Annotated in this window: 19 protein-coding genes and 1 other annotated feature; of the genes, 10 read left to right on the top strand and 9 right to left on the bottom strand. The window is 48.8% G+C overall.

Annotated elements, in window-relative coordinates:
- Positions 1-6: 6 nt before the first annotated feature.
- Genes ACM6JA_RS21840 through ACM6JA_RS21830 form a run of 3 tightly spaced genes read right to left on the bottom strand, consistent with a single transcriptional unit; the run spans position 7 to position 3,766 of the window.
- Complete coding sequence (locus ACM6JA_RS21840; protein WP_414854018.1) at positions 7-1,125, bottom strand: Ger(x)C family spore germination protein; 1,119 nt, start codon at positions 1,123-1,125, stop codon at positions 7-9.
- On the bottom strand, positions 1,122-2,222 hold the full coding sequence (locus tag ACM6JA_RS21835; protein WP_414854017.1) for a GerAB/ArcD/ProY family transporter: 1,101 nt from the start codon (positions 2,220-2,222) through the stop codon (positions 1,122-1,124). Before ACM6JA_RS21835 ends, ACM6JA_RS21840 begins: the two co-directional genes overlap by 4 nt.
- Positions 2,222-3,766, bottom strand: a complete 1,545-nt coding sequence (locus ACM6JA_RS21830; RefSeq protein ID WP_414854016.1) for a spore germination protein — start codon at positions 3,764-3,766, stop codon at positions 2,222-2,224. The genes ACM6JA_RS21835 and ACM6JA_RS21830 overlap by 1 nt, the downstream gene beginning before the upstream one ends.
- A gap of 46 nt (positions 3,767-3,812) precedes the next feature.
- Between ACM6JA_RS21830 and ACM6JA_RS21825 the strand changes: the two genes are divergently transcribed.
- A complete protein-coding gene (locus ACM6JA_RS21825) occupies positions 3,813-4,163 on the top strand; it encodes a Ger(x)C family spore germination C-terminal domain-containing protein (protein WP_414854015.1) in 351 nt (116 codons plus the stop codon).
- A gap of 390 nt (positions 4,164-4,553) precedes the next feature.
- On the opposite strand, the gene ACM6JA_RS21820 is transcribed toward ACM6JA_RS21825, so the two are convergent.
- From ACM6JA_RS21820 to ACM6JA_RS21800, 5 genes are all read right to left on the bottom strand, one after another.
- Positions 4,554-6,332: an acyl-CoA dehydrogenase family protein gene (locus ACM6JA_RS21820; RefSeq protein ID WP_414854014.1), complete on the bottom strand. Its 1,779-nt coding sequence runs from the start codon at positions 6,330-6,332 to the stop codon at positions 4,554-4,556.
- Between the two features lie 26 nt (positions 6,333-6,358).
- Positions 6,359-7,537, bottom strand: a complete 1,179-nt coding sequence (locus ACM6JA_RS21815; protein ID WP_414854013.1) for an acetyl-CoA C-acetyltransferase — start codon at positions 7,535-7,537, stop codon at positions 6,359-6,361.
- An 18-nt stretch (positions 7,538-7,555) separates the two neighbouring features.
- Entirely contained in the window at positions 7,556-9,964 is a 2,409-nt protein-coding gene (locus ACM6JA_RS21810) for a 3-hydroxyacyl-CoA dehydrogenase NAD-binding domain-containing protein (protein WP_414854012.1), read from the bottom strand.
- 358 nt (positions 9,965-10,322) lie between these two features.
- Positions 10,323-11,444, bottom strand: a complete 1,122-nt coding sequence (locus ACM6JA_RS21805) for an S-layer homology domain-containing protein (protein ID WP_414854011.1) — start codon at positions 11,442-11,444, stop codon at positions 10,323-10,325.
- Positions 11,445-11,892: 448 nt separating this feature from the next.
- Positions 11,893-12,309 (bottom strand): hypothetical protein, encoded by a 417-nt coding sequence (locus ACM6JA_RS21800; RefSeq protein WP_414854010.1) that lies wholly within the window; start codon positions 12,307-12,309, stop codon positions 11,893-11,895.
- Between the two features lie 152 nt (positions 12,310-12,461).
- On the opposite strand from ACM6JA_RS21800, the gene ACM6JA_RS21795 reads away from it, so the two are divergent.
- From ACM6JA_RS21795 to ACM6JA_RS21765, 7 genes are all read left to right on the top strand, one after another.
- Positions 12,462-13,076, top strand: coding sequence for a hypothetical protein (locus ACM6JA_RS21795; RefSeq protein WP_414854009.1), 615 nt, complete (start codon positions 12,462-12,464; stop codon positions 13,074-13,076).
- Between the two features lie 56 nt (positions 13,077-13,132).
- Positions 13,133-13,380 (top strand) — a binding site (T-box leader).
- A gap of 46 nt (positions 13,381-13,426) precedes the next feature.
- Positions 13,427-14,527 carry a glutamate 5-kinase gene (proB, locus tag ACM6JA_RS21790; RefSeq protein ID WP_414854008.1) on the top strand — a complete coding sequence of 367 codons (1,101 nt, stop codon included), beginning with the start codon at positions 13,427-13,429 and terminating at the stop codon, positions 14,525-14,527.
- Between the two features lie 40 nt (positions 14,528-14,567).
- A complete protein-coding gene (locus ACM6JA_RS21785) occupies positions 14,568-15,836 on the top strand; it encodes a glutamate-5-semialdehyde dehydrogenase (RefSeq protein WP_414854007.1) in 1,269 nt (422 codons plus the stop codon).
- A 20-nt stretch (positions 15,837-15,856) separates the two neighbouring features.
- Positions 15,857-16,699, top strand: a complete 843-nt coding sequence (gene proC, locus ACM6JA_RS21780; protein ID WP_414854006.1) for a pyrroline-5-carboxylate reductase — start codon at positions 15,857-15,859, stop codon at positions 16,697-16,699.
- A 78-nt stretch (positions 16,700-16,777) separates the two neighbouring features.
- On the top strand, positions 16,778-17,584 hold the full coding sequence (locus ACM6JA_RS21775) for a hypothetical protein (RefSeq protein WP_414854005.1): 807 nt from the start codon (positions 16,778-16,780) through the stop codon (positions 17,582-17,584).
- A gap of 102 nt (positions 17,585-17,686) precedes the next feature.
- Positions 17,687-18,007: a ferritin-like domain-containing protein gene (locus ACM6JA_RS21770; RefSeq protein ID WP_007718471.1), complete on the top strand. Its 321-nt coding sequence runs from the start codon at positions 17,687-17,689 to the stop codon at positions 18,005-18,007.
- A gap of 13 nt (positions 18,008-18,020) precedes the next feature.
- Positions 18,021-18,353: a spore coat protein gene (locus ACM6JA_RS21765; protein WP_007718473.1), complete on the top strand. Its 333-nt coding sequence runs from the start codon at positions 18,021-18,023 to the stop codon at positions 18,351-18,353.
- Between the two features lie 42 nt (positions 18,354-18,395).
- On the opposite strand, the gene ACM6JA_RS21760 is transcribed toward ACM6JA_RS21765, so the two are convergent.
- The gene (locus ACM6JA_RS21760) at positions 18,396-19,844 is read right to left on the bottom strand and encodes a PLP-dependent aminotransferase family protein (RefSeq protein ID WP_414854171.1); all 1,449 of its coding nucleotides are present in this window, start codon (positions 19,842-19,844) and stop codon (positions 18,396-18,398) included.
- 147 nt (positions 19,845-19,991) lie between these two features.
- On the opposite strand from ACM6JA_RS21760, the gene ACM6JA_RS21755 reads away from it, so the two are divergent.
- Both ACM6JA_RS21755 and ACM6JA_RS21750 read left to right on the top strand, forming a co-directional pair.
- Positions 19,992-20,606, top strand: coding sequence for a LysE/ArgO family amino acid transporter (locus tag ACM6JA_RS21755; protein ID WP_414854004.1), 615 nt, complete (start codon positions 19,992-19,994; stop codon positions 20,604-20,606).
- Between the two features lie 81 nt (positions 20,607-20,687).
- Positions 20,688-21,305 carry a DUF47 domain-containing protein gene (locus tag ACM6JA_RS21750; RefSeq protein ID WP_414854003.1) on the top strand — a complete coding sequence of 206 codons (618 nt, stop codon included), beginning with the start codon at positions 20,688-20,690 and terminating at the stop codon, positions 21,303-21,305.
- Positions 21,306-21,311: the final 6 nt, after the last annotated feature.

The raw sequence follows: 21,311 nt of genomic DNA, 5'->3' as shown, positions 1-21,311 counted from the left end.
CACCCTTCACTTTACGACGCCATTTCCCTTAATCGATACGTCAGGCTTGATTTCAACTGTGGCATTGGAAAAAGCCTTCGTCCAATCATCCTCTACCTTTTTGTATTCCTTATATTCATAGGCACGCGCATAGAGACCAAACCCAAACGGGTCTACACCGATTTCCTGGCATTTCTTGATTAACTTCATGTAATCCTTCTGTAACTCGTCACTGATCATTCTCTCCATCTTTTTGTAGTCCTTTTCCATGTCGAACGAAAACATTCGCTCCGATATGGACACTCGCAACCTGAAATGAACGTCAAAATGAAACCGACCGTTCTGATAGGATGTTTTTACTTTTTTTTGGACGCCCTTGATAAAAAAACTGATCCTGTCTTTCGTAATTTGATTTTGATCGTTCGGCTCTTTAATCGGGATCGTGACGGACAGTTCCCCTTGTTTTTCATAGAGCAGCGTTTGCAAAAGAATCGTATCCCGCGGTTCTATCGAGCTTGCGTACGTTCCATTTTCTGTTAACAAGGCCGTCCCCACTACCTTGACCGCCCGCTTTTCTTTCTTCAACTCAGTCAAGCTAGGTGTCATCCCTTTTTCATACATTTGCCGATGGAGCTCCTGTGCCCTCGTCTTTACCGTCAGATTTCTTTTATTGGCTGTGTCAATCAGCGTTGTTACATGAATGGACAGACGAGGTTTGTCCTTTGGTTTATAATCAAACAGCTCATGCAACGGACCATCAAGCATAGCCATGCGGGCGTTGACACTGAACTTTGCATCCCGAAAAACGACATCCAGCAACCGAAACCAGTCCGGGTGAGCCAGCAGCTTTTTCCCGAACACAAGCACCTGAATTTTGCCTGCTTGGGTCAAGCCTGTCACTCGCTCATCAAAGCCCATTCTCGACTCTCTAATCGTAGATGACCGAATACCGTATTCCTCAGATTTTTCCTTTGCCTCCCGACTGAACACCGGACTTGAGATATAAAAGAGAAGCTCGTTTTTTTCGTTCAAATCAATTCCGACCATCAACGATAAAGTGGCATCTTCCAAATTGATTTGATCCCTGCAACCTGCCAACATGGTTACCAGCAAGCTCAATAATAGAATCTGAGCAAACGCCCTCATGCTTTTTCCTCCCCTTCTGCTCGTTTCGATAGCCTGATCAGCACCCAAGCCAGTAAAGGAAGCACATAAGCAAAGCCTAAGCCTGTATAGCTCCAAATTTGTGTTGATTTCTTCAGATCAATAAAGGATGGCGTATAAAACCATACCGCCACTGGAACCAGTAGAAGGAACAGACGCAAATGCTTGCGGTGATCCTTCATGCCGAATAACTGACTGAATGAGAAGACACAGAAATAGATGTACGGCAAGGCAGTCGTTGACAATATAAACAAATAAGAAGAGAGAAAAAGAATATCGACACGTTCCAAAAAGCGGAACTCAATGGCTTTCCATAAATTGAGCGTAGGCCATGTATACTGCGTGATTTCATCGGGACTAAAGTAAGCAAAGCAAACGATAATGACAGACATATACACGATCAACGTCAATGTATTCGCAATGACAATGCCGAGAGACGCATATTGCTTTTTTTGAAGAAAAGGGTAGGCGAAATAACCAAACTCAAATCCCAGAAAAGAGAGTACCGTGTATTTGCTCGCTTCCCATATCGGGTGCCAGCCCTCCTTGATTACTGGCAGCAAGTTTAACCAATGAACCTCTCGATAAGCTGTCGTGAGAACAAAAGGTATCCAAAGTGTAAGATAGAACACGAGCTCGGCGTACCTTCCAATGGCGCGAACCCCTCCCTGGAGAACAAGATAGGTCGGCAGCGCAAAAAGGAACACGACGACATAGGCCGGTGTCTGAGACAGGAGCCACACATTAATGATTCCCGTGGCATTTATCATCAAAACGAACGCCGCTATCCCGCAATAAATGGACATGAAAGCAATAGCGATACGACCGAGCCACTTGCCCAAGATCAATGGAAATATATCGATGATCGTCTTCTCCGGGTACTGCTTCATCATGTTCGTGATGACGAGACTGACTAGCGTTGCCCCAAGCCAGCCGATCAAAAGCGATATCCATCCATCGGTGCTCGCCTTCTCCGCCAATTCTCTGGGAATCGTCAATACTCCAATCCCTACTTGTGCCCCATGAATGAGGAGAATGTATTGGAGGACGCTCAATTGGTTGTATGTATACTTTTTCATCACCCGTCCTCCCTTGGTCGATTATCCCCCTGCCTTTGATCTTGAATCGTATGGACTGACAGGGGACGATCTTTCATTTTCCATAGTGGCAGGCGGATAAACAAATCTTTCCAATCTCCGAAACGCACAGGGGCAAGAGGGCTTCCATAAGGAACACCTAATGATTCCAGCGTAATCAAATGGCCGATCAATGCCATCAACCCGACAATAATGCCAACAAAACCAAACATCGCAGCAAGTATCATCATCAAAAAACGAATAAGCCTAACTGCCGAAGCCATATCGTAGTTCGGGATAATAAAGGAAGAAATCGCTGTAAATGCAACGACGATCACCATGATGTTGCTCACAATCCCCGCTTGTACGACCGCTTGACCGATCACGATACCCCCTACGATACCGACTGTTTGTCCGATAGGCGCTGGTAAACGAATTCCCGATTCCCGAAGCATTTCCAGTGTGAGCTCCATAATGAATGCCTCTAACAAGGGAGGGAATGGAACCTTTTCGCGAGACTCTCCGACTGACAAAATCAAATCGAGTGGGATCACCTCATAATTGAAAGAAATCACCGCAATATAAATCGCGGGCAAAAAAGTAGCAATCAAGAAAGCCAAGTACCGAAGCAAGCGGATGAACGTAGCGACAGGCCAGCGCGTACCGTAATCGTCAACGTTTTGAAAAAAGGAAACGAAAGTAGCCGGACCGATTAATACGCTTGGCGAGCGATCGACAACGACAGCAATCTTCCCTTGCAAGATATGAGAGGCGACTGTATCTGGCCGTTCTGAAGTCAAAAACTGCGGAAACAGAGAGTAAGGATTATCCTCGATATACTCCTCCAGTTCAGACGCATTGAGAATCGAATCAACCTTGATGCTCTTGAGCCGATCTTCCAGCTCCTGTAATATTTCCGGATTCGCCACATCAGCCAAATAGATGATCGAGAGCTTTGAAAGGCCTCTTTCTCCTAACCACATTTCTTTTATTTTCAATTCACGGTGGGGAATATAGCGGCGAATGAGGGCAATGTTCTGCGAGTCCGTTTCGACAAACCCTTGGTGTCCTCCCTTCAGCGCAGCCTCCAACTGCGGATCTTCTATCGCCCGCTGTGGCCATCCATTCGTTTCGATCACAAGCACTTCTTTTCGACCCTCGATAAACAAAAGACTGCTCCCAAGCAAAATCTCGGTTTCTACTTTCCGAAAGTCGTAGGCAACTGATACCTTTCCGACAGATAACAGGTCAAAAACACTCGATTTCTCACCCTCTGGGTGTGACAAAAGCGGACGAAGCACATTGTTGTTAATCGAGTTTTTGTCAACCAAGCCATTCAAGTAGACGAGTGTAACCATACCCTCTATATGCTGGCACACAAACGTCCGAATGACCAAATCGGGTGTCAGCGTGAAAATCGCATTCAGCTCCGCAAGGTTATCACTTAATCGCTCACTAATCTCCCGAACACGGATAGGCTCACTCGAGTGGCTCATCCTGTCTTTGACAGATGTCTTTTTTCTTCTCAGCCACCCTCTCATCGCCATCTCCTACAGCTCCCGCCCTTTTACGAAGTATGTTCCATTAGCGTTCGTGAGAGCTTCCCAAAATATGCATGCGACTTGGCACATTCTGCCGCTGAATCGAATAAATCCAAACGCCCTGCAAATACTGTTGGGAGTACGAGATTACTTTGGCGGGGAAATCGAGAAAGAAGCCGCGAAAAAAATCGAAGCGGAGATTCGGCGGCTGTACGAAAAAGGTCGGAAGCAGCAGATGGACACGCTCCAGCTTGGTCACACCCTTTATCGCAAATATCCGCAAGAATGGAAACGAATGCAGCAAAACGGAGCGCTACCGCTTCAGCCGTCTTCTCTGGGGGCGGTGAATGTCAAAGTGACGATTCACGATGGCGAGATTTCGAAGGTGAAGCAAGTGCGTTAAATGCGAAAGGAGCAAAGCATTGTGCTTTGCTCCTTTTTTCCTGTATCCATTTGTCTCTGATTAGTCGCAATTGGTAAAATAAGTATATCGAAAATAGTTTATACGTTAAGCTTGGAGGGAGCGACATGTTGTTGGTTTCACTCTTACTGCTCGGTATACTTCCTGTTCTTGTTACTGCGATCGTTTCTAGTTTTATGGGAAGACATAGGACAGGAAAAATCATTTTAGGATCTGTTTTTGGATATTTGACGTTTTATGTTTGTTCCGTTATCTATATAAAATTCCTCTAGCATACCTACTTCAACAGAACCAATCAGTCTAGCCATCTATAAACACGAAAAAAGGAGCAAAGCGCTGAACTTTGCTCCTTTTCTCTTTTACTGTTTGGAACTAAACCACATACGCTCCCGCTTCGATCACGCGATCCGCAATCGAACGTTTGAGTGCCACCGTGTTGATCGGCGTGCGGCGGGTCAGTTTTTTCAGGATCGAGAGGCGCAGACGAAGCTCGTCGCCCTCTTCCATCGCCGCCAATGCTTCCTTCGCCCAGCCTTCGATACGGTCGAATGCCTCATGCACATAGACAGCGGTCATTTCCAGCTTTTGCTGCTCGGCTTCGATGCCATTTGCCGCCATAGCTTTCTCTGTCCGCTTCACGATGCTGTCCATTGCATACAGCTCGATCAGCATGTCAGCCGCGAATGCCAAGAGTTCCTGTTCTTTGGACATCGCCTGTTGGTATTTCATCAACGCAGAACCAGCCACCATCAAAATGATTTTGCGCGTGATGTTGATCAGATGCTTTTCCATAGCCAAAGGTGCATCTTCAATCTCTTCTGGATAATAGCTCATCAGATCTGCTTGCAGGCTGCTTGCTGCTTGCATGAGCGGCAGTTCGCCTTTCATCGCCTTTTTCACGAGCGTATCCGGGATGAGCATGCGGTTGATTTCGTTCGTTCCCTCGAAAATACGGTTAATCCGAGAGTCACGGTACATGTTCTCGATCTCATACTCGGACATAAAGCCGTATCCACCGTGGATTTGCACGCCTTCGTCCACGCAGTAATCCAAAACCTCAGTGGCAAATACTTTATTGATCGAGCATTCGATTGCATAATCGGCAATCGCCTTCGCAACCTCCGCGCCATCATCCGCTTTTTCACCCAAGCGAGTCAGCGCTGTATCGAACAGACCCACTGTCCGATAGACGGAGCTTTCAGCCGCATACGTTTTCACTGCCATGTTCGCCAGTTTGTTTTTGATTAAGGTAAAGTTGGCAATTGGCGTTTTGAACTGCTTACGCTCTTTTGCGTAGTTCGTCGCGAGTTCCACCGCTTTTTTCGCGGAGCCGACTGCGCCCACCGCGAGCTTGTAACGACCAACGTTCAAAATGTTGAACGCGATCACGTGACCTCTTCCAGGCTCACCGAGCAGATTGTCTACCGGCACAGGTACATCTTGCAAAATGACCGTACGTGTCGAGGAGCATTTGATCCCCATCTTCTTCTCTTCCGGTCCAAACGAAACACCTGGGAATGTGCGCTCGACGATAAAGGCAGTAAATTTCTCGCCATCAATTTTCGCGTATACGATAAACACATCTGCAAAGCCAGCGTTTGTGATCCATTGCTTCTCTCCGTTGAGAATATAGTGCGTGCCATCTGCGGAGAGAGTCGCTGTCGTCTTCGCACCCAGTGCATCTGAGCCAGAGCCTGGCTCTGTCAGGCAGTAGGCAGCGATTCGTTTTCCAGACGCCAGATCAGGCAGGTAGCGCTGTTTTTGCTCCTCGTTTCCAAAATACACGATCGGCAGTGACCCGATACCGACATGCGCGCCGTAGCTGAGCGCAAAGCCGCGAGCCAGCGAGAACTTCTCTGTTACGAGTGCAGTGCTGACTTTATCCAGCCCCAGTCCCTCGTATTTCTCCGGAACGTCTCCAGCCAACAGACCGAGCTCCCCTGCTTCCTTCAACAGACGAACCGAAATATCAAATTGGTGGTTTTCAAGCTCTTCCAGATGAGGACGAACTTCCTTGTTGACGAAATCCTCCGTCGTCTTGGCAATCATCTTTTGCTCTTCGGTGTATTCTTCTGGCACGAATACATCATCAGCTGAACCTGCATCGATCAAAAAGCTTCCACCGCGGATCAAATCTTTTGTTTCTGCCATTACTATCCCTCTCCCTTATTTTAAAATTAGATCATCTCAAAAACGCCAGCGGCTCCCATTCCACCACCGATACACATCGTAACGACTCCATATTTGCCGCCTCTGCGCTTCATTTCGTTCAAAAGCTGGACGGTCAACTTGGCACCACTGCAACCGAGTGGATGCCCTAATGCAATTGCCCCACCATTTACATTGACCTTTTCAGGATCGAGTCCCAGCTCGCGAATGACGGCAATCGATTGAGAAGCGAACGCTTCGTTTAACTCAAACAGATCGACATCCTCCAAGCTGATTCCCGCTAGCTTCAATGCTTTTGGAATCGCGACAACCGGACCAATCCCCATGACATCAGGGTCTACGCCGCCAACCGTAAAGGAACGGAACTTGGCAATCGGCTCGACACCCAGATCGGCTGCTTTTTCAGCAGACATCACGAGAACTGCCGCCGCGCCGTCGCTCGTTTGCGAGGAGTTTCCTGCCGTTACGCTGCCTTGCACATGAAAGACCGGCCTGAGCTTGGCGAGTGCCTCCATTGTCGTGTCCGAACGCGCTCCTTCATCCTTGTCGAAAACACGTTCCTGGACGTGAACCTTGCCATCTTCATCTACAAAATGCTGCTTGACTGTCAATGGTACGATTTCATCCTGGAATTTTCCTGAAGCAATTGCGGCCGTCGCACGCTGATGGCTTTGCAGAGCAAAAGCATCCTGATCCTCACGAGAAATGTTGTACCTCTTCGCTACTTCTTCAGCCGTATGGCCCATGCTCATGTACGCTTCCGGCTTCGTTTCCACCAAAGTCGGATTGAGTGCGATTTTGTGACCGAGCATTGGCACCAGACTCATGCTCTCCACCCCGCCAGCTACAACCACATCGGAGCTGCCAACCATGATCTGCTGAGCAGCGTAAGCAATTGTCTGCAAACCGGAGGAGCAAAAGCGATTGATCGTGATTCCCGATACATTTGTCGGCAATCCGGCACGCAGTCCGATCAAGCGAGCCATATTCATGCCTTGCTCCGCTTCCGGTACAGCCGTCCCCATGATGATATCCTCGATTTCAGCCGGATCGAGCTGTGGCACGCGGCGCAACAGGTCGCTTACAACTGCGGCTCCCATATCGACTGGGTGAAAATCCTTGAGACTTCCTTTTTTCGATTTACCGATAGCGGTGCGGGCGCCCGCGACAATAACTGCTTCTCTCATCGTTATCCCTCCCTCTCCCTAGTTACGCAAAGGCTTGTTTTTGGTCAGCATGTGCTGCATCCGTTGCTGGCTTTTCGGTGTCTTGATCAGTTCGAGGAACGCTTGCTTTTCCAGCTCCAGAATGTAGCTCTCTGTCACTTCTGTACCCGCTGGCACGTTACCACCAGACATGACATAGGCAACTTTGCTTGCGATCAGCTCATCATGCTCGGAAATATATCCACTTTTCTTCATAGCATAAATATTTTGGCGCAGGTTCGCATAACCCGTTTCTCCAATGACGCGAATTTTGCGTGGCGCTGGCGGCGTGTAGCCCTCTTTATCCATCGCGAGCACCAGCTGCTTCGCATCGAACAACAAATGATCGGCATTCACGCTGATGCGGTCAGTCGGTCGCAGGTACCCCAGATTGATAGCTTCCTGACCACTCGTAGATACCTTTGCCATAGCAATGGCTTCAAACGCCTTCGCCACGAATGGGAAAGGATCAACTGGCACGCTGCCTCCCTCTGGAACGTTTTCCATTGCTCGGAACAGCATCTCCTTCGTTCCTCCGCCACCTGGCAGAAGCCCTACTCCCACCTCTACCAGTCCAAGGTACGTCTCTGCCGATACCTGTACACGATCCGCGAGATAGACCACCTCGACACCGCCGCCAAGTGTCATGCCGAACGGCGCTGCAACGACTGGACGATGCATGTAGCGCAGTGCCCGTGCTGTTTTGTGGAAGTTCGTGACGAGCATGTCGAGCTCCAGCCAGTTCTCATCCTGTGCTTCCATCAACGCCATTGCGAGATTCATCCCGACGCAGAAGTTTTTGCCTTGATTACCGATGACCAGACCGGCAAAGTTCTTTTGCACTTCCTCTGCGGCCTGACTTGCCATCTGCAAGACATCCATCCCAAGTGCATTGTGCGGAGAGGTGAATTCCAGACATGCGACTCCATCGCCCAAATCGATCAAGGCAGCACCCGCATTTTTCTTGATCAGCTTGCCTTGCTCCTTAAGTGCTGCCAAGTTAATGTTTTCCTTGCTCTCTTCGACGTCCTTGTAGGTGCCTCCGATGGAAAACACGCTGCGCTTCCCTTGCTCTTTTTGGTAGAAGGAGGTTTTCCCACTCGCGAGCAGCTCCTCGACGAGTGCCGGAATCTTCTCGTTTTCCTCACGCATTTTTGCCACTGACTTTTCGAGACCGATGGCATCCCATGTTTCGAACGGCCCCATCTCCCAGCCGAAGCCCCACTTCATGGCCTGGTCAACAGAGACGATATCGTCTGCGATCTCATGAGCCTTTTCAGCAGAGTACAGCAATACCTTTTTGAAGACACTCCAGACAAACTCACTGCCCTTGTCCTTGCCGTATGCGAGCGCTCTCAACTTCTCAGGCAATGTCTTGACTGTTTTGGCTGTTTCGAGGGAAGCGAACTTCGGCCTCACACTTGGACGGTATTCCAGCGTGTCAACCGACAGTGCCATAATCTCTTTGCCTTTCTCCGTCTTCACCTGCTTGAAAAAGCCTTGACCAGCCTTTTGCCCGATCCATCTTTTCTCCACCATTTGCAGAACGAACTCCGGCACTTCAAAAACCGAGCGCTCCTGCTCATCCGTGCTTTTGTTCCTGACGTTACCCGCCACATGCACGTACGTATCAAGGCCGACGACATCGAGTGTGCGGAACGTAGCGCTCTTCGGACGGCCGATGACCGGTCCTGTCAACGCATCTACCTCATCTACCCCAAGCCCTAGTCGTACCATTTCGTGGATCGAAACCTGCAATCCATATGTACCGATGCGATTGGCGATGAAGTTAGGTGTATCCTTGCAAACGACCATTCCTTTTCCGAGCACATGCTCACCAAAATGCTTCATGAAAGAGATGACTTGCGGGTCTGTATCTAGACCTGGAATCAGCTCCAACAGTTTCAAGTAGCGCGGTGGGTTAAAAAAGTGTGTACCGAGGAAATGCTTGCGGAAGTCATCAGAGCGTCCCTCTGCCATTTCGTTGATAGAAACCCCAGACGTATTGGAAGACACGATTGTCCCTGGCTTGCGATGCGCTTCTACCATAGCGAAGACACTTTTCTTCACCTCGATGTTCTCGACAACTACCTCAATAATCCAATCGACCTCGCTCAAGCAAGAGAGATGATCTTCGAAGTTACCAACTGTAATCAGGTCGATGTTCTTTTTATCGTAGAGCGGCGCCGGTTTCTCCTTCAAAAGTCGGTCACGGCCCGCTTGTGCTATCCGGTTTTTCACCACGCTATCAGACAAAGTAAGTCCTTTTTTACTCTCTTCTGCTGTCAATTCACGCGGCACGATGTCCAGTAAATAAGTGGGAATACCGACGTTGGCTAAATGTGCTGCGATCCCAGCGCCCATGACGCCTGAACCGAGAACTGCCGCCTTGCGAATTTTGCGTTCCATCTCCAAATCCTCCTTTTAAAAAACCTAGTCATGGCTTATTCATGGTCAAAAGAATGGCCTCGCAACAGTGAATACCTAATATTCAGACTAGCAGAGCATTTTTAAAACTTCTACTTTCTCCATAGATATTCCTGTGTACATCAGCACATGCCTTGCGTTGAATGAATGCTCATTCAGTATGTGGGTTAAAAAATGACATCCCACGTTTTGGCTGTCTTACATGCCCGGAGATGCTACGCTCCCACCAACTGAATCACCGTTCAGTTTTTATTGTAATCGAAAATTCTGTCAGTTGCAATCGTCACTTCACGAAAGAAAAGAAAAGGGGCATCAATTGTCCAGTGCCCCATTTTCTGTGCTATTTTTGCGAGTAAATCAGCGTGGTGATCTTGCGTCCGTAAGCGTTGGACGCGTCTTCTTCCAATCGGTATTCAATCTGGAAGTCACCGTTTTTCGGGTCTGAATAATGAGCAATCACCCAGAGGGCTTTTGAAATGTTTTCGTCAGCCTTGACTGATACTTTTACCGGTCCGTTGTACGTGGGCACTTGCTCCAGCTTTGCCATGCTTTTGAGCGCATCGTCTGTAAAGAGAGCAGACAGCTGCTTCTGATTTTTTGTTTCGTACGCCAAATTCGCTGCTCGTAAATACACCTGCGCGATGTGCTGCTGATTCGCAGATGAACCACGGAACTGCGAAGCTGCATCCATCCGGTAATAACCAATCAGTCGATCCATCACAACGACGTATTCTGCACGCGTCAGGATCTTGTTCGGAGAAAAGGTCTTGTCCGTCAGAAACAGATTGAATTCCCGGATCGCCAGTGGGTACGGTGAATATGTATCTCGATAGAATCGGTCGCGCTTCCATTCGTAATGGCTGTTAAAGAAAGAGACTGTATCTTGTGGTTTAATATTGGCTGTACGGAATTTTTGTGGTGCCAGCATATGAAACAGCATCAAGCTGGCCTCTTCTCTCGTCAATGGCCACTGCATCCCGGCACTGGACATCCACCAGTCCGGATTTTCCTTCTCTTGCTTTTTCATCAGGTGCCCGGTTTCAGCCAAATATAGATAGTATAACATCCGGTCTCCTGGATCAAACTTGCCCAGATCGTCCGTTTCGATTTTCATCATGGTCTTTAGATTGCTCAGCAGTTGATCTACTTCCCCCCGGAGTAGATAGCGGTGATCCAGGTTTGGCTTGCGTTCTGGCTTTTCAATCGGTCCATATACCGTCTCAAATACGCGATTCAGCATAGCCAAAGCTTCGCCTCGTGTAACTGGCTTGTTTGGGTAAAAAGGCTGATATCCCTTCCTCTTTACGATGCCCAGATCCGCCATTTCGTTGATTTGCTCACGCGCCCAATGTTCCTGTATGTCTGTATACATGCCAGATGCAGCCGCATTCGCACTCCCTGAAAAAACGCTTTGCACCACTAACAGTGCCAAGAGAAAAACGATAGCAAAACGCTTTACCATGACTTACGATAACTCCTTTCTTTTCATGATCGTTTCCTTACTCCCTTTTTTTGGAATTCGTCCCCAGTAGCATCCATTCCTGCCATATTGGTCTATTTTCCTGGGTCTGATCTCTCCCTTTCTTGTATCGGGATGAAAACCAAACTTTGTTATACTTTTTCAAAACAAATGAAAAAGAGCCGCACTTTGTATGAGCGGCCCAATTATATCCTTTTTCTTTATGCGCTGACTATCCTTCAATCTGCTCTAACCAGCCTGGTCCCCTGGTCACAAGCAGCCGATATAAGAAAATGTTGATGAGAGTGAACAGGACGAAAATCCCAAGAGCGGTCCCTAACATGGATGTCCCCCATGAAAAACTGGCGAGGACGACTAGACCTCCTGCCATAAGGCCTATTACCAGCTGGTAAAGAAAAAGAGCCGTCGGTTATCCCAACGGCCCTCATGATTAGTCTTGTGGTACATAGCTGCCATCACGCAGCATAGTCAACTCGCCCATGATGAATGCTAAATCTTCGTTTCCGTCCAACTTGCCACTTTCTTCTAACGCTTCCAAACGACGCAGAAGCATGTTGGCAAAATCTTGAATCTGTACTGGATGTGCCTCCATATCCGCCTCATCCAAAATTTCAAAACCAGTCAAGGCTTCCAAGTGGGTCACGATACGGAAACCGCCGATTTCCCCTAGGAACTCTTGCTTGTTCATTTTTGATTTCTCCAATTTTTGCAGCATGGACAAAATATCATTCGCTACCACGCTTGGAAAAGCAACCTGATAAAAGTTGCGATTTTTCGCTTCCTCGGTTTTGATAATCAAAACATCAATACCGTCCAGTTTTTTTGCTTTTTTGCCAAACCCAAACATATATTCCACCTCAATTGTTCGATCTGTCCAACTCTCTCCATGATAGACATAATCCGAGAGTCAGACAACCCCTATCCATATATTAACTGGGCTATTTGTCTTTTTTGACACACACGCTAACGTAAAACGACTGCTCCCAAGTGAGGTGCGCCATGAAAATCAACTGGAAAAACTGGATGTTTATTCTCGCTCTTTCTTTGCTCGTCACAGGATGCCTGACGCAAGTAAAGGAGCATGCAAAAACCAAGGTCAAAACACAGAGTAAGCCTGCCAAGCAGTCTGCCATCCAAAAGCTTGGCGATAACAAAATGGATGTCGTCCTCTTTTTGAAGCAAGCCGAGCATCAGTTGGAAAATGTCTATTATGCTGCTGCGGACAATGCGAAGGGCAAAACTGTGTTTGAGGATGGTCTCGTCTTTCGTGAATTGCCTAAGCGCTTCGACAGTAAAGACAAGATAACGGGTTACTTCGGTCGTTTTTGGAGCCGTCCACTGGCAGAAGCCATGTACGACAACATGACAACCAAGCTGGTGAAGGAAAAAGTATACGTAGCGATCCCCCGTGTCGACTATCCGACTTTGATCTCGGTACGAAACACGAATGTCCAAAAAAGCAATGGAGAACTCAGTGTGACCGTGGAAGATGTAACCGATTCCTCCTTTGCTTCTGACCGCACGCTGCGCTACCGACTCGTGCGCGATCAAAAGACCAAACGGTTCGAAATCAAATCACGGATGGGCACTTATGGGAATGAACAATTTCAATAAGCCTCTTGACATTTCTTGCGGACCAAGCGAATAATAGTGAATTAATAAGCACATAGTGAGCGGCAATGACGGGGAATAGTAAAACCGCCCTTCAGGTCCAGAGAACGAAATCCACCGGCTGAGAGGTTTCGTCCTTGAATCGGTTTGAACCCACCCCAGAGCATCCAGGGAAGACCTGGACAGGTTTCTTTCACCTGTTATCAAAGAAAGAGAGCCGGGCGTTTCTTGACTGAAGTATGCCTTCAGTCCAAAACGTCAAATAAGGTGGTACCGCGTGAGGTTATCAAGCCCTTTCGTCCTTATCAAAGAGACGAGAGGGCTTTTTTGTATGCAAGAAGGGGGTTTTACGCATGAAAAAGGGGAAGTTGCGTTTGGTAGTAAAGGTGGGGAGCAGTTCAATTGCAGCAGCTACAGGCGGTGTTGATCCGACGAAAATGTCGCTGCTCGTCTCGGCTATCAGCCAATTGCGCGAAGCGGGTCATCAGGTTGTCTTAGTCTCCTCGGGAGCTGTCGCCAGCGGCTATCAAAGTCTCGGCTACCAACAGCGACCGCGATCCTTGGCAGCCAAGCAAGCAGCGGCGGCCATCGGGCAAAGCTTGTTGATGCAAACCTATACGCAAATGTTCGGCGCCCATAATTTCAGCGTGGCGCAAATCTTGCTGACACGAGGTGACTTTTCACACAAGGAACGGTATCAGCACGCATTTTCCACGTTGTCACTGCTATTGGATAAAAATATTTTGCCAATTATCAACGAAAACGACACGGTATCCGTAGCGGAATTGACCTTCGGAGACAATGATATGCTTGGCGCACTCGTCGCTGGTCTCATCCATGCCGACTTGTACACGATCCTGACTGATACGAATGGCTTGTACGATAAAGACCCTCGTTATCATCCTGATGCTAAACACATGGGCTGGCTCGAATGTGTGACGGACGAAATCGAGGCACTTGCAGGCGGAGCTTCCCAACTGGGCACAGGTGGCATGCGCTCCAAGCTGATCGCAGCAAAAACCGCCCAATCATTAGGAATTCCGAGCTTTATCGGAAAATTGACGAATACCACTGATTTGGTGGATGTCCTTACTGGCAACGGGAATGGCACCTACGTCAACTATCATCCAGAAGCGCCTGCAACGAACGGCGTTCCTACACGCAAGCAATGGATTGCGCTTCACTCCCCTACCCGCGGAAAAATCACGGTTGATAGCGGTGCAGCGGAAGCGATTTTGGAAAACAGCAAAAGCTTGCTCTTGGCAGGTGTCCGTGATGTATCCGGCATGTTCGAGCAAGGTGAGGTTATCGAGGTTTACTGTGAGGGTATGTTGATCGGTCGTGGTATCAGCAGATTCACTGCCACACAGTTAAGTGATTTTCTTTCCCCTGATAACGTAACGCGACACAGCGGTACCGTTATACATCGAGATGAATGGACGCCTGTCATCTAAACGAATCCATGTAGATCGAAAGATAGGAGTTGGAGAAACCATGGAAAGCTTGAAAGAAAAAGTGCATACACAAATAAGCCTGGCCAAACAGGCTTCACGAAAAATGGCAATACTCTCTCGCAAAGAAAAAGACGAGGTGCTCGTCGCAATTGGCAACCAGCTGCTGGCTGATGAAGCCGTCATTCTCTCAGAAAACGCCAAGGACATCACCCTCGCGGAAGCAGACGGTCAGCCAGCCTCCTATCTGGATCGTCTCCTGTTGACGCCTGAGCGAATTACACAGCTCGTGGATAGCCTGGCGCAGCTGGTATCCCTCGATGATCCGGTCGGGGAACGAATCGACTCGTGGACACAGCCAAACGGACTTTTCATCGAACAAATCCGCGTCCCTCTCGGTGTCATTGGAATGGTGTACGAAGCCAGACCGAACGTCACCGTTGACGCTGCAGCTATCGCCATCAAAACAGGCAATGCGATCGTCTTGCGCGGCAGCCACAGCGCTGTTCATAGTAACCTCGCGTTGGTGACTAGCATTCGTCAAGCCCTCACTGCGACCGGACTTGACGCAGAAGCGGTGCAGTATTTGCCTTTTGCCGAACATGCCTCTGTCGATTACTTGTGCACCGCCAATGGTCTCGTCGATGTCATCATCCCTCGGGGTGGTGCAGGACTGATCCAGCGGGTTCTGCAAATCGCAAGCGTTCCTGTACTCGAAACAGGCGTTGGCAACTGCCACATTTATGTGGATGAAGCCGCTCAGTATGACATGGCTGAAAGCATCGTGATCAATGCCAAAACGAGTCGGCCAGCCGTATGCAATGCTGCCGAAACACTCCTCGTGCACCGCAGTTGGCCACAGGAAAATCAACGAGCCTTGCTCCAAAAGCTACTGGCGAAGGGTGTTGAGCTCCGTGCTTGTGAGCGAACGATAGAGCTGCATTCCGACCTCACCGGTCAATTGCACCATGCAACGGCAGAAGACTGGGATACGGAATACTCTGCGCTAATTCTGGCGGTGCGCACTGTCGATAGCCTGAGCGAGGCCATTGAACATATTACAGCGCATACTTCCGGCCATTCCGAGGCAATCGTAACGGAAGATGAAATCTCAGCCCGTCAGTTTTTGACTGAGATCGATGCTACAGCCGTTTATCATAATGCCTCTACCCGCTTTACAGATGGTGGAGAATTCGGCTTCGGTGCCGAGATCGGCATCAGCACGCAAAAGCTTCACGCTCGTGGGCCAATGGGCTTGCCAGCGCTCACCTCTTACAAGTATGTCGTACGCGGAAACGGCCAAATCCGATAGTCCAAAAGGAGGGAATCACCATGAGTAACCAAGCAACAGCGATTACAGAAGGGCGGATCGGTTTTCTCGGTGCAGGCTCGATCGTGGAGGCCATGCTTTCCGGTATCGTAAAGAAAGGCTTACTCCCTTCTGAGCGTATTTCCGTTACGAACCGCAACAATATAGAGCGTTTGGAGCAGTTGACAAATGATTACGGGGTAACTGCTACCCAAGACAAATTTGAGGTAGTTCGCTCTTCCGATATTTTGATTTTGGCCATCAAACCGAAGGATACAGCTGAAGCTTTACAGGATTTACGTGGGGTCGTTCGTTCCGACCAATTGATCATTTCCGTGGTCGCTGGCGTCTCTACCAGCTTGATCGGAGAGTGGCTCGGTGCAGAGTGCCCGATCATCCGCACGATGCCCAATACTTCGTCTGCTGTTGGTTTGTCTGCTACAGGACTGTGCGCGAATCCTTTTGTTCAGGAAGAGCACCGCGAGCTGGCTACCAAACTTTTCGAAGCAATTGGCACTGTATATGAAGTCGCCGAGGAAGAGCTGGACATCATTACTGGATTGTCTGGAAGCGGCCCTGCTTATATTTACTATTTGGTAGAAGCCATGATGGGGGCGGGTGCCACAGCGGGACTGGATCGGGAAATGGCACGCCAATTAACGCTGCAAACCGTGATCGGCGCTGCACATATGCTGCTCGATACACGCGAAGAGCCTTCTATTCTCCGCCAAAAAGTAACGAGTCCGGGTGGAACGACCCAGGCAGGACTGGAAGTCTTGGAAGCCTATCAATTCCAGGAGGCCGTCACTGCAGCCATTCTGCGTGCTGCGGAAAGATCGCGGGAGATGGGGGCACAATACCAGTAAAGTCGTTTTGTCCCCCCTCCTTGTCATGTATAATAAAAAAGATCAAGCATAGTCGAGAAAAATGACGAAGGAGGTCCCATGGAAATTTACGCCTTGTACGGCACCAGTGGAACAGGAAAAAGCACCAGTGCATTAGAACTTGCTCACCGAATGAACATCGACGCCATTATTGATGATGGCATCCTGATTTACCAAGGACGCAAGGTGGCCGGAACCTCTGCCAAATATGAGAAGACAAAAATTCAGGCGGTAAAACGAGCTATTTTTCATTATAAGGAGCACGCTGAAGAAGTACGGCGAAGTCTTGGCGATATTCAACCAAGCCGACTACTCGTGTTAGGAACTTCGCAGCGGATGATTGGTCGTATCGTCGAAGCCTTGCATTTGCCTTTTCAGGTGGACTTCATCCCGATCGAATCCATCAAGCCTCCGCAGGAAATCGAGGCTGCCCGCTACGTGCGGGAAACAATGGGCAAGCACACGATACCGATTCCGCGTGTGGAGGTAGAAAAAGATTTCCTCCAGCGCCTCATCTCTTCTGCCCAACAGATTTTCAGCTCGAAAAAAGAAGTCATTGGGGAAACAACCGTGGTTCATCCTCCGTTTTCAGGTGGACGCATTATGATTCATCCTCAGGTGTTGCGAAAAATCGTGGAAGCGGCCTGCGACCAGTTTGATGAGGTCCATCATGTGGTCAAGATCGTCTCCAGCTTTGAGGATTTGCCTCGGTTTCAGGTTTCGATTGCTCTTCAACTGCCTTACATGACAAATATTCCAGCACTTATCCATGCTCTTCAATCTACGTTGTACAAAGAAGCTCAATATTGTCTCAATATCTCTCCCGCCAGCATCGACATCGTCGTTTCTTCGCTGGAGCTAACCTGATCCGGTCCTTTGCGACCGGATTTTTTTGGCTGCAATCCTCAGGGGTTACATCCTAACTTGTTGCTCATCCTATACATGATTCCATCTGAAAGGAGCAACCCGATGCCATCCATCCTGTCTTCCAAGCCCTTTACACAAGCTCCGATTCCCGAACCGCCCAAGGTCATTACGACAAAGGACTTGAGCTATCTCAAGGATGCTTTGTCATGGGAACTGATCGCTTTCAAAAAGCTGCATGCTTTCGCACAGCAAGCTACTGATCCCCAGGTCAAGCAATGTCTGGAACAGCAAGGACAAATGCACCAGCGACACTACCAAAAACTGCTGAGTCACCTGCAAAACAACAACACCGCAGTGATGGCGACCATTCCGCAGACACAGTCCCAGCAACAGCAATCCCAACCACAACATCAAATGCAATAAGGGAGGAATCGGGATGCCAAACCAAAACCAGATCGCCAATCCGCAATCCGGTCAGCTGCCACAAGTAAAAGGACCACAAATGAACGATCGTGACTACCTCAACGACTGTCTGGCTACGTGCAAGTATTTGACGGATAACTTTAACATCGCCGTTCGTGAAGCCAGCCACCAGCAGCTTTATGATGATATGGTACAAATTTTGAATGAAACCCATCAGTCAGCACGCGATGCTTTCAATCTCATGTTCCAAAAAGGATGGTACAAGCTGGAGGCTGCCGAACAGCAACAACTGCAGCAAGCTTATCAGCAGTTTAGCGGGTACTCCACGCAGTTCCCTTATCATTGAAATAGCAGAAGACACCTGACCCAAGCAGGTGTCTTCTTTCCATTACCCCCTGCCACGCAGGAGCTGTGATAGTACAAATAGCGCCTTTTCCATGTCGGCTTCCTCTGCGTACACGTAGGACAAGCGAAGATGATGACTATCCGTCTGATCATAAACAAAGCCGGGATTTAACAGGACCCCTTTTGCCAATGCTTCCGTAAAAAGCTTGCGCATCGAAACAGCCTGATGCAGACGCAGCCAAATATAAAAACCGCCATGTGGAATACGCCAATCTGCCAGATCGTCAAACCAGCGAGTAAGCCATTCGCACATCCTGTCCCTTCGGTGTCGCAGTGCCGCTCTTAGCTGATCCAGATGCCGGGAATATCTCTCGCTTGTGAGCCATTCTGTCGCCACCCATTGGGAAATAGCACTCGCTCCGTAATCTGTCTGCATTTTCACATCCGCGAGGCGTTCAATGACAGGCTCAGGCCCTACAATCCAGCCAATCCGCAGCCCCGGACTGAGTGTTTTGGACAAGCTGCCCAAATACAAGACCAACCCGCTCTGATCCCTCGCCTTCAACGGCAATGGCCCCGGCTCGTCTAACCACAACTCTCCATAAACATCGTCTTCCAACACAGGCAGTCTCTCCCGCTCACATACCGCCAGCACTTGCTCCCTTCGATTCTCTGATAGGCTAATCCCCGTCGGATTGTGGTAAGCCGAAATCGTATAGAGTAGTGCCGCGTTATGTGCCTGTTTTTGTCTCGTTAGCACTTGGGGAGAGATTCCTTCCGCATCCATCGGTACACCAACCAGACGCATTCCCGATGATTGAAACAAAGGCAGAGAAAATAAATACGAAGGCTGTTCGAGCAAGATGGCAGATCCACGGTGAAGGATGCCAATCGATATCAACTGCAGGGCTTGAAGGGCCCCCGAAACGACTAAAATAGAAGCCGGAGAAGCTTCGATCCCCCTGCTCCGCAAATGATTGCTGATCGCTTGACGCAAAGGCAACAGCCCTTTTGGCTCCGAATATCCGAGATGAGTCATTTTGCCTTGTAAGCTAGCCATGACCTCTTCCATTTCCGCAACAGGAATCAAGCTAGACGACAGCTCACCTGTCCCCAAACGAATGTACCTGGGGTCAGGCTCATAACGATTGATATCCTGAATCGTCGGCGAATTGGGGATATGCGCCCCTGCCTGAACGTAGCCCAGCCAATTGGGTGGAGGTGTGGTCGTCAGCAAGGACCACGTATTGTTGCTAACGACGGAGCCACTGCCCACTGTTGCTTCAATGAAGCCATCCGCTTTTAGCTCTTCCAACGCCGTCACCACCGTGCTGCGGTTTACATCAAAGGCTTGTGCTAACGCTCTTTGTGTTGGCAATTTACTATTGATCGGCCACTCACCCCCTGCAATTTTCCCCTTGATATAAGCCACGATCTGCGCGTAGATCGGTATGTCAGATGATTTGTCAGGCTTCCAGTCTATCGTCAGCACAGGCACATTCCTCCTCGTCTTATCATTGTACAAATTGGTTGGTTTGGATGTAAACCAATTGGCTGGAGACAACGGATTCACAAACGTGAATAATGACAGTAATGCAAATAGCCTTTGCATCCAGAGAGAAACGGGGAGGAAATGATCATGCTGGAAGCGATTTTGCACGGTTTTGTGCTTGCTTTTGGACTTATTTTACCGCTCGGCGCACAAAATGTTTTCGTGTTTAATCAGGGGGCTCTACAACCTACATTACTTCGCGCCATGCCCGTCGTACTGACTGCGGCACTCTGCGATACCCTGCTCATTTTATTGGCGGTATTGGGAGTCTCTTTGGTCGTATTGACAGTCACATGGCTAAAAACGGTTCTGTATGTCGTTGGCTTCTTCTTTTTGATGTACATGGGATATTTAACGTGGCGTAGCCGTCCCAATACGGAGGATGGAGAGAAAGAGCGCTTTTCGGCTAAAAAGCAAATCATGTTTGCTGCCTCTGTCTCTTTGTTGAACCCACATGCGATTCTCGATACGATCGGCGTGATCGGCACCAGTTCACTCAGCTATACCGGAACAGAGAAATGGGGCTTTACGATTGCCTGCATCCTCGTATCCTGCCTCTGGTTTTTCGGCCTTTCTGTAGCTGGTCGTACGGCAGGACGATTGGATCAGTCTGGAAAATTACAGCGTGGCCTGAATATGGTTTCAGCTGTGATCATGTGGGGAGTGGCCGTCTATATGGCAGCCCAATTACTTACGACGTAAAGAGTTAGTGAAAAAGTGCATAATCCCAACCTCCTCCACTCAAAATACTCCTATTCGGGTTTTCGAAGTGGAGGTTTGTTTATGCTTTTTACCAAATCGGACGCACTCTTGGATGACTTGTATGAGATTGCGAAAAATGTGCATCAAACAGCGATCTATTTTAATGAATACAAGATTACTTCATTGGAGACTGTCAAAACCTTTTCTACTGAGATGAAGGAGTACGAAACAAAAGGCGACAAGCTCATCCATGAAATCATCGTGCAAATCAACAAGACATTTATTACCGCCATCGAGCGAGAGGACGTCCTGGACCTTGCCGTCAAGCTGGATGATGTGCTGGACGGATTGGAGTTTTGCGCTTCGAGGCTCTATATGTACGACATCATGGAAGCAGATGAAACGATGGTGCGTTTCGGGCAACTCATCGAAGTAGCTACCAAGCAAATTCTTCTTGCCATCGAGCTGCTTCAAAAGCAAAAGCTGTCTGATATGAAGGAGTACATCATCCGCATTAACGATTTGGAAAGCGAAGGGGATGAATTGGTGAGGGGGAGCATCCGGCAATTGTTCAAGACCTCGAGCGATCCCATTCACATTATGCAGCTCAAAGAGATTTACGAAGTGCTCGAAGATGTCATGGATCATTGCGAGGATGTCGCCGATGCGATGGAATCCGTGATCATGGGCAACTCTTAAACCAAG

The organism is Brevibacillus sp. IT-7CA2, assembly GCF_949767855.1.
GTDB lineage: Bacteria > Bacillota > Bacilli > Brevibacillales > Brevibacillaceae > Brevibacillus.
This window is presented reverse-complemented; position numbering and strand designations above follow the sequence as displayed.